This window comes from Exiguobacterium sp. A1_3_1 (genome assembly GCF_048985645.1).
In the GTDB taxonomy this organism is placed as follows: Bacteria; Bacillota; Bacilli; order Exiguobacteriales; family Exiguobacteriaceae; genus Exiguobacterium_A; species Exiguobacterium_A indicum.
Map to the genome: position 1 here is coordinate 1 of NZ_WBYY01000150.1, position 8272 is coordinate 8272.

The following is an 8272-nucleotide window of genomic DNA, read 5'->3' on the forward strand; positions in this document are numbered from 1 at the left end:
TTTAGGAGAACCAGAGAATGTCTTCATTCAATTATCACGCGATCTCTTCCCTGGTTTCATTACGGGACTGTTGCTGGCAGCCTTACTTGCTGCCATCATGTCGACGATCTCGACACAGCTACTCGTCTCTTCGAGTGCGGCAACGAATGATTTCTATCAACGTTTCTTCAAGCGTGATGCTTCGGATCGTGAATTGATGGTCATGGGGCGCGTGATGGTCCTTGTCGTCGCTGCTCTAGCGATTCTCTTATCGTTCGGTGCACAGAAGTCGATCTTGACTCTCGTTGGTTATGCGTGGGCTGGTTTCGGTGCCGCGTTCGGACCAGTCGTTCTGTTCAGCTTGCTTTGGCGCCGGATGAACAAGACAGGAGCACTTGCTTCGATGATTACGGGATCCGTCGTCGTCATCGCCTGGATTCTCATCAAACAAAATGTCGAAGGGTTGCCATTCTACATTTCTGAGATGTACGAGATGATTCCAGCCTTCTTCGCTTCGACTGTTGCGCTCGTCGTCGGTAGTCTCGTGACGAAGGAACCGAGTCAAGCGATCTATGATGAATTCGATCAAGTGCAAGCGCAGCTAAAAGGTGCGGAGCCTGAGCGGAAGATCGTCTAATTAACAAAAAGGGATGTTTCCTGATTACAGGAGACATCCCTTTTTAATTCACTTCATACGTTGTTATTTACCATAAACATATTTGTTGCTCTTGTGCAAAATGAGCGTATAATGAAAACAAAAAGTGAGGTGAACGAGATGGCGACACAGCCACTTACACAAGATTTACCAAGAAAACGGACATATCTCGGACCGGCGTTCGTTGCTGCCGTCGCGTATCTCGATCCGGGAAACTTCGCGACGAACATGACGGCAGGCGCCCAGTATGGCTATTTGCTGCTCTGGGTCATCGTTGCCTCGAACTTGATGGCAGTCGTCATTCAGTTCCTGTCAGCCAAGCTTGGAATCGTCAGCAATCTCAGTTTAGCGGAGGTGATCCGGGAGGAGTTATCGCCGGTCTATCGCTTCTTCTACTGGGTACAAGCGGAGCTCGTCGCGATGGCGACCGATCTCGCCGAGTTCGTCGGGGCCGCACTCGGATTTCATTTACTGTTCGCAATCGATTTACGGATGGCAGCATTATTGACGGCAGTCTTGTCGTTCGTCATCCTTGGCTTCGAGCAGAAGGGACTCCGGCATTTCGAAGCTGTCATCGCCGTACTCGTCTTAATCATCGCCGCTGCTTTTGCGATTGAAGTATTTGAAGTTCATCCGGTCTTTCGTGATCTATCGGCAGGATTGTTACCGAGATTTGAAGGTACGTCGAGCATCGTCCTCGCTGCCGGGATGCTCGGAGCGACCGTCATGCCGCATGCGATCTATCTCCATTCCGATTTAACGAAACGCCGGATGGGACACGTTGCGAATAAATTGTCGATGTTACGGATTCAGCGTTTCGACATTTGGGGAGCGATGTTGATTGCTGGAGCGGTCAACGGAGCGATGCTCGTCATCGCCGCCAGTGTGTTTTACGGCACGACGTATCAAGCGGGTTCGCTTGAAGCGATCTACGAGGGACTTCATGTCACGCTCGGTGGTAGCGCACCGTATCTGTTTGCGATTGCTTTACTTGTCTCGGGTCTCGCTTCTTCAAGCGTCGGGACGATGTCAGGGGACGCGATCATGCGCGGCTTTCTTCATCTTCAACTGCCACTGTTCGTTCGCCGGATCGTGACGATGTTGCCGGCAATTTTGTTGCTGTTCTCCGGTTTTGATCCGACACGAGCACTTGTCCTTAGTCAGGTCGCCTTATCGTTCGGGATTCCGTTCGCCTTGATTCCCTTGATTCGGGCGACAGCGAGTGAACAGTACATGGGGGAACATCGGAACAGTCGGTTCATGAACACGTTGGCCTGGATCATCGTCTCGATCGTCATCGTCTTCAATGTCTATCTGCTCTTCGATGTATTAGTATGAATATTCAGTATTTTTGTTTCGTCTGATTTAAAGCGGGTATTTCATAACTAGAAGCTTTCCGCCCGGAAGCTTTGCTACCCCTATAGGACGATGGTGCGGACCTCCCCCCGATGCACCATCGTCTTTTTTGTCTGGACGAAAAGTGCTATGATTAGAAATAGTGTAAAATATATCGCAAAAGTTCCGGAGGTGGAATGACATGGCAAAGATTAATGAGGAGCAAGTCCGCCACGTGGCGCATTTGGCACGCCTTGCCGTGACAGATGAAGAAGTAGCACAATTCACAGGACAACTCGAGAAGATTCTTGGGTTCGCTGAACAATTAAATGAACTCGATACGACAGGCGTCGAACCGACGACTCATGTCCTCGATTTAAAGAACGTCCTACGTAAGGACGAAGTACGTCCATCACTTCCTCGTACGGAAGTAGAACGACTCGCACCCGATTGGGAAGACGGACAAGTCCGCGTCCCAGCGGTGTTCGAATAAGGAGGAAATGACCCGATGTCACTTTTTGAACATGGTGTCAAAACACTACACACACTCATTCAGGATGGCGAAGTCAAAGTTTCTGAACTCGTCCAAGAATCCTTTGATCAAATCGACCGCGTCGATGGAAAAATCGGTGCGTTTCTTTCATTGAACGAAGAAGCATTCGAGCAAGCAAAACGAATGGATGATGTCGCGAAACACGAAGCGAATCCATTGTTTGGTCTTCCAATCGGTGTCAAGGATAACATCGTCACAAAAGGGATGACGACGACATGTGGTTCGAAATTCCTCGAGAACTTCGTACCAGCGCATGACGCGACGGTCGTCGAGCGTCTGCATGAAGCAGGGGCGGTCACGATCGGGAAATTGAACATGGATGAGTTCGCGATGGGTTCTTCAAACGAGAACTCAGCGTACAAACCGGTTCGCAATCCATGGAATACGAAACACGTTCCAGGTGGTTCTTCAGGTGGTTCAGCAGCAGCTGTCGCAGCAGGCGAAGTCTTGTTCAGCCTTGGTTCGGATACAGGTGGTTCGATTCGTCAACCGGCTGCCTATTGTGGTGTCGTCGGGTTGAAACCGACATACGGTCTCGTCTCACGCTTCGGTCTTGTGGCGTTCGCGTCGTCGCTTGACCAAATCGGTCCGTTGACACGAACAGTCGAAGACAACGCGTATCTCTTGAGCGCGATCGCAGGACACTGTGAGATGGATTCGACGTCTGCGAATGTCGCCGCAACGGATTACACACAAGCGTTGACAGGTGATATCAAAGGGTTGAAGATCGCTGTTCCGAAAGAATACTTCGGTGAAGGTGTCAGTGAAGGTGTCAAAGCCAACATCCGTGAAGCGATCCAAAAACTCGAAGCACTCGGTGCGACGGTTGATGAAGTGTCACTCCCGAACTCGAAATATGCACTTGCGACGTACTACTTACTCGCTTCATCAGAAGCATCATCGAACCTCGCGCGCTTTGACGGTATTCGTTACGGAGTTCGTGCGGAAGCGGACGCACTTGAAGATGTCTTCAAGTATTCCCGCTCACAAGGATTCGGAGACGAAGTCAAACGCCGGATCATGCTCGGAACGTACGCGCTCAGCTCAGGTTATTACGATGCGTACTATAAAAAAGCACAACAAGCTCGAACGTTGATCAAAAAGGACTTCGACGATGTCCTCGCGAACTATGACGTCATCATCGGACCAACAGCGCCGACACCAGCATTCGAACTCGGTGCACAACTCGATGATCCCGTCACGATGTATGCGAATGACATTTTGACGATTCCAATCAACTTAGCAGGTGTTCCAGCCATCTCGGTTCCAGCTGGATTCGTCGACGGTCTTCCGGTCGGCTTACAAATCATTGGAAAACATTTCGATGAGGCGACGATCTACCGCGCTGCGCATGCGTTTGAGCTTGCGACAGGTGGATTCGCGCTTCCGAAGTTATAAGGAGCGAATGTATCATGAACTTTGAAACGATCATCGGGATCGAAGTCCACGCCGAGCTGAGCACGAACACGAAGATGTTCTGTGGTTGTGCGCGGGAATACGGCGCGGAGACGAACACGAAAACGTGTCCGATTTGTCTTGGACATCCGGGCGTCTTGCCGAAAATCAACGAAAAAGCAGTTGAGCTCGCTGTGCGTGCAGCTATGGCACTCAACTGCCAAGTGGCCGATCAAACGAAATTCGACCGGAAGAACTATTTCTATCCAGATACGCCAAAAGCGTATCAAATCTCACAGTTCGATCAACCGATCGGCTTCGATGGCTACATTGATGCGGAAGTCGATGGCGAAACAAAACGCTTCCGGATCGAACGTGTCCATCTGGAAGAAGATGCTGGTAAGATGAACCACACGGGTGCGAATCACTCAGTCGTCGACTTCAACCGGACAGGTGCGCCGCTCATCGAGATCGTCAGTGAAGCGGACATGCGTTCACCGAAAGATGCAGTCGCCTACCTCGAACGTCTCAAGGAAGTCTTGCAATATGCAGGCGTCTCGGACGTCAAGATGGAAGAAGGATCACTTCGTTGTGACTGTAACATCTCCGTTCGCCCATACGGACAAGAGAAGTTCGGTACAAAAACAGAACTTAAAAACTTGAACTCATTCGGAAACGTCTTAAAAGGTCTTGAGTTCGAAGAAGATCGTCACCGTAAGTTGTTGCTTGCAGGTGGTGTGATGCGTCAAGAAACACTTCGCTTCGATGAGACGAAAAAACAAACCGTCCTCATGCGTGTCAAAGAAGGGGCGTCGGATTACCGTTACTTCCCAGAGCCTGACCTCGTCAAGCTCGTGCTGGATCACGATTGGAAAGAAGCGATCCGTGCCGGTATTCCGGAACTTCCAGATGCACGTCGCGTTCGTTACCAAGAAGAACTCGGTCTTTCGGCGTATGATGCGAAACAATTGACAGTTACACGTGAGATGGCAGAGTACTTCGAAGCGACACTTGCAGCAGGTGCAGAGCCGAAAGCAGCAGCCAACTGGACGATTGGTGAGATCCAAGGTCACTTGAATAAATCGACGGAAACGTTCGAAACAGTCAAGATGACACCAGCTCGTCTGGCAGAGATGATCGACTTGATCGCAAGCGGTACGATTTCTTCGAAAATCGCCAAACAAGTCTTCACAGCCGTCATCGAAGAAGGTGTCGAGCCACGTGCATACGTCGAAGCAAACGGTCTTGCACAAATTTCAGACGAAGGATTGCTACGTGGTCTCATCGTCGAGATGTTCGAAGCGAATCCAGCCGTCGTCGAGGAATTACTCGGTGGACGTGACCGGAAGAAAGGCTTCGTCATCGGTCAAATCATGAAGAAAACAAAAGGAATGGCGAACCCTGCCCTCCTTGATCAACTCTTCTATGAAGAGCTTGAAAAATTAAAATAAGTACCTGATCAAACAGCGTTCGTTCCTCCTTTACTTCTGCGAGGAAACGGACGCTGTCTTTTTTGGCTTTGTAATGTCTCGAGAGTTCATGTAAAATAAAACAGTTATGTATCAAATGAACGGTTGAGTCAAAAAGGAGAAAATCTTATGAGACCTAGAGCGCGCGTGATTTATAACCCGACTTCCGGGAAAGAGATGGTTAAACGAAATTTACCGTATATCCTCGACCGACTCGAAGCAGCGGGTTATGAGACATCTGTCTACTCGACGAAAGCGGTCGGCGATGCGACGTATGAAGCAGCACGAGCATGCGAAGCAGACTTTGATCTCGTCGTCGCAGCAGGCGGCGATGGTACGTTGAACGAAGTGATCAGCGGAATGGCTGCCTACAACAAACGTCCGAAGCTTGGTGTACTACCTGTTGGAACGACGAATGACTTTGGTCGGGCGATGCGTATTCCATTGACGATCGAAGGAGCGATGGATGTCATTTGCACAGGACATACGATGCCGGTCGATATCGGTAAGATCGAAGGATCGGCAGGCGTCCATTACTTCATCAACATCGCTGGTGGTGGCATCATGACAGAACTGTCGTACGAAGTGCCTTCGAAGCTGAAGACGGCACTCGGACAGCTCGCGTACTACGTCAAAGGGATGGAGAAACTTCCGCAAATCCGACCGACATATGTCGAACTGGAGCATGAAAAGGGTATATTCAAAGGAGAAGTCATGCTGTTCTTGACATCGAACACGAACTCCGTCGGTGGATTCGAGAAGCTGTCACCGAACGCGTCACTCAATGACGGTCGGTTCGATCTCTTCATTCTCAAGAAATGTAACCTCGTCGAACTGATTCGTGTCATGCGTCTTGCCTTAAAAGGGGATCATTTCTCGGACCCTTGCATCGAGCATGTCACGACCTCATTCGTCCGCATGAAGAATACATCAGAGATGAGTTTGAACATCGATGGTGAGTTTGGCGGCATTTGCGAAGGCGAGATGACGAATCTTCGCTCTCATTTCGAAGTCATGACACCAAAGTTCCGGATCGAAGAGATGGAACAAATCAATACACAACTACAAGAAGCAGAAACGAACCTCGCGTGAAGCGAGGTTTTTAAGGAGGATATTCATGATTCCAGTACAAAAGAACGATGAACACGTCGTCGAGATCGTCGACCTGACACATGAAGGGTCAGGGGTCGCGCGCATCGATGGATATACGGTCTTCATCCCGGGCGCATTGCCGACGGAACAGGTCAAGATCAAGATCACGAAAACGACGAAGTCTTACGGATTCGGTCGCATCATCCGTCAAAAGACGAAGAGTGTCGATCGTGTCGAGCCGCCTTGTCCAGTTTACAACCAGTGTGGTGGTTGCCAATTGCAACACTTATCATACGATGCAGAACTCAAGTTCAAGCACAACCGTGTCCGTGACGCTTTCGCGCGCCTAGCAGGTCTTGAAATTCCCGTCCACGAGACGATCGGGATGGAAGATCCTTGGGGTTACCGCAACAAAGCACAAGTACCGGTCGCCTTCCAATCGAACAAATTGATGGCTGGCTTCTATCAAAAACGGAGTCACCGAATCATCGATATGGACTACTGCTTAATCCAAAACAAAGAAAACGACGAAGCCGTCCAAGCGGTTCGTAAAGTCCTCGCTGATTTAAAAGTACCAGCGTACGACGAGAAGAAAAAAGCAGGTGTCATTCGTCATATCATGGCACGTCATGGGTACCACACGAACGAGTTGATGGTCGTGCTCGTCACGAAGGTCAAACAATTGCGTGGGATCGATAAGATCGTCGAAGGGATCTTAAAGGCGTTACCAAACGTCACGTCGATCCAGCACAACATCAACCCGGATGATACGAACGTCATTCTCGGGAAAAAGAACGTCGTCTTATATGGACCGTCCGTCATCCGCGATCAAATCGCTGGATTGACGTATGAGATCTCACCGCATTCGTTCTTCCAAGTCAATCCGCTGCAAACAGAGAAACTCTACGCGAAAGCGCTCGAGTACGCTCAGTTGACAGGCGATGAGACTGTCGTCGATGCTTACTGTGGTATCGGTTCGATTTCCTTGTCACTCGCTAAACAAGCGAAGCACGTCTACGGTATCGAAATCGTACCGCAAGCAATCGATGATGCACGCCGGAACGCACAAGCGAACGGCATCGAGAACGTGACGTTCGAGTACGGTGCGGCCGAGAAGGTCATGCCGGATCTCGTTAAAGCCGGTATCCAACCGGACGTCATCGTCGTCGACCCACCCCGTAAAGGCTGTGACGAAGAGTTCTTACGTGCTGCTGCGGATGTTGCACCAAAGCGAATCGTCTACGTCTCTTGTAACGCGTCGACACAAGCGCGTGACGCGAAGTTGTTGACAGAACTCGGGTATACACTCGTCGAAGTGACACCGGTCGATATGTTCCCACATACGACACACGTCGAGAGCGTTGCCTTGTTCGTCCGTAACTAAATCAAAAAAGTGCCTCTTTCCAGTTAAGGAAGGAGGCACTTTTGATTTATCATTCCGTTTCTGTTGATTCGTCCTCAACCGTCGATTGTGCTGTACTTGGGAACAATTCAGCAAGAACGCGTTCACTCGCCGTACCATCATCTAAGCTGCAGAAGCGTTCGAGGAAGCGGTCGTATTTTTCTTGGTAAGCGACAGACTTCGTATCGATTTGTTCGATATAATCGATGACTTGATCTGTTTCCTTCAGAAGTGGTCCAGGGACGACTTCTTCGAAATCGAAGTAGAATCCGCGTAACGTTGAAGCATACTTCTCTAGATCGTACGTAAAGAAGATCATTGGACGTTGTAAGTGTGCATAGTCGAAGAACACAGATGAGTAGTCCGTGATCAGGATATCACTAATCAGGTAG

The 8272-nt window shown here is 49.8% G+C and carries 8 protein-coding genes; 7 read left to right on the plus strand and 1 reads right to left on the minus strand.

Features of this window, described 5'->3' with window-relative positions; genetic code table 11:
• The 7 genes from F8N00_RS14105 to rlmD form a co-directional block, all read left to right on the plus strand.
• On the plus strand, positions 1 to 616 hold a 616-nt coding region (locus tag F8N00_RS14105), incomplete at its 5' end, for a sodium:solute symporter family transporter (RefSeq protein ID WP_421018419.1).
• A 111-nt stretch (positions 617 to 727) separates the two neighbouring features.
• Positions 728 to 1972, plus strand: a complete 1245-nt coding sequence (locus tag F8N00_RS14110; RefSeq protein ID WP_410756205.1) for an Nramp family divalent metal transporter — start codon at positions 728 to 730, stop codon at positions 1970 to 1972.
• Positions 1973 to 2171: 199 nt separating this feature from the next.
• A complete protein-coding gene (gene gatC, locus F8N00_RS14115; protein ID WP_023469336.1) occupies positions 2172 to 2462 on the plus strand; it encodes an Asp-tRNA(Asn)/Glu-tRNA(Gln) amidotransferase subunit GatC in 291 nt (96 codons plus the stop codon).
• A gap of 15 nt (positions 2463 to 2477) precedes the next feature.
• Positions 2478 to 3920 (plus strand): Asp-tRNA(Asn)/Glu-tRNA(Gln) amidotransferase subunit GatA, encoded by a 1443-nt coding sequence (gene gatA / locus F8N00_RS14120; protein WP_023469335.1) that lies wholly within the window; start codon positions 2478 to 2480, stop codon positions 3918 to 3920.
• Positions 3921 to 3934: 14 nt separating this feature from the next.
• Positions 3935 to 5368, plus strand: coding sequence for an Asp-tRNA(Asn)/Glu-tRNA(Gln) amidotransferase subunit GatB (gene gatB, locus F8N00_RS14125; RefSeq protein ID WP_035396151.1), 1434 nt, complete (start codon positions 3935 to 3937; stop codon positions 5366 to 5368).
• Positions 5369 to 5515: 147 nt separating this feature from the next.
• Entirely contained in the window at positions 5516 to 6478 is a 963-nt protein-coding gene (locus tag F8N00_RS14130; RefSeq protein ID WP_023469333.1) for a diacylglycerol kinase, read from the plus strand.
• A 25-nt stretch (positions 6479 to 6503) separates the two neighbouring features.
• Entirely contained in the window at positions 6504 to 7862 is a 1359-nt protein-coding gene (rlmD, locus tag F8N00_RS14135; protein ID WP_035396153.1) for a 23S rRNA (uracil(1939)-C(5))-methyltransferase RlmD, read from the plus strand.
• 49 nt (positions 7863 to 7911) lie between these two features.
• Here the strand turns inward: rlmD and F8N00_RS14140 are convergent.
• A partial coding sequence (locus F8N00_RS14140; RefSeq protein WP_421018420.1) for a CDP-glycerol glycerophosphotransferase family protein occupies positions 7912 to 8272 on the minus strand: 361 nt, incomplete at its 5' end.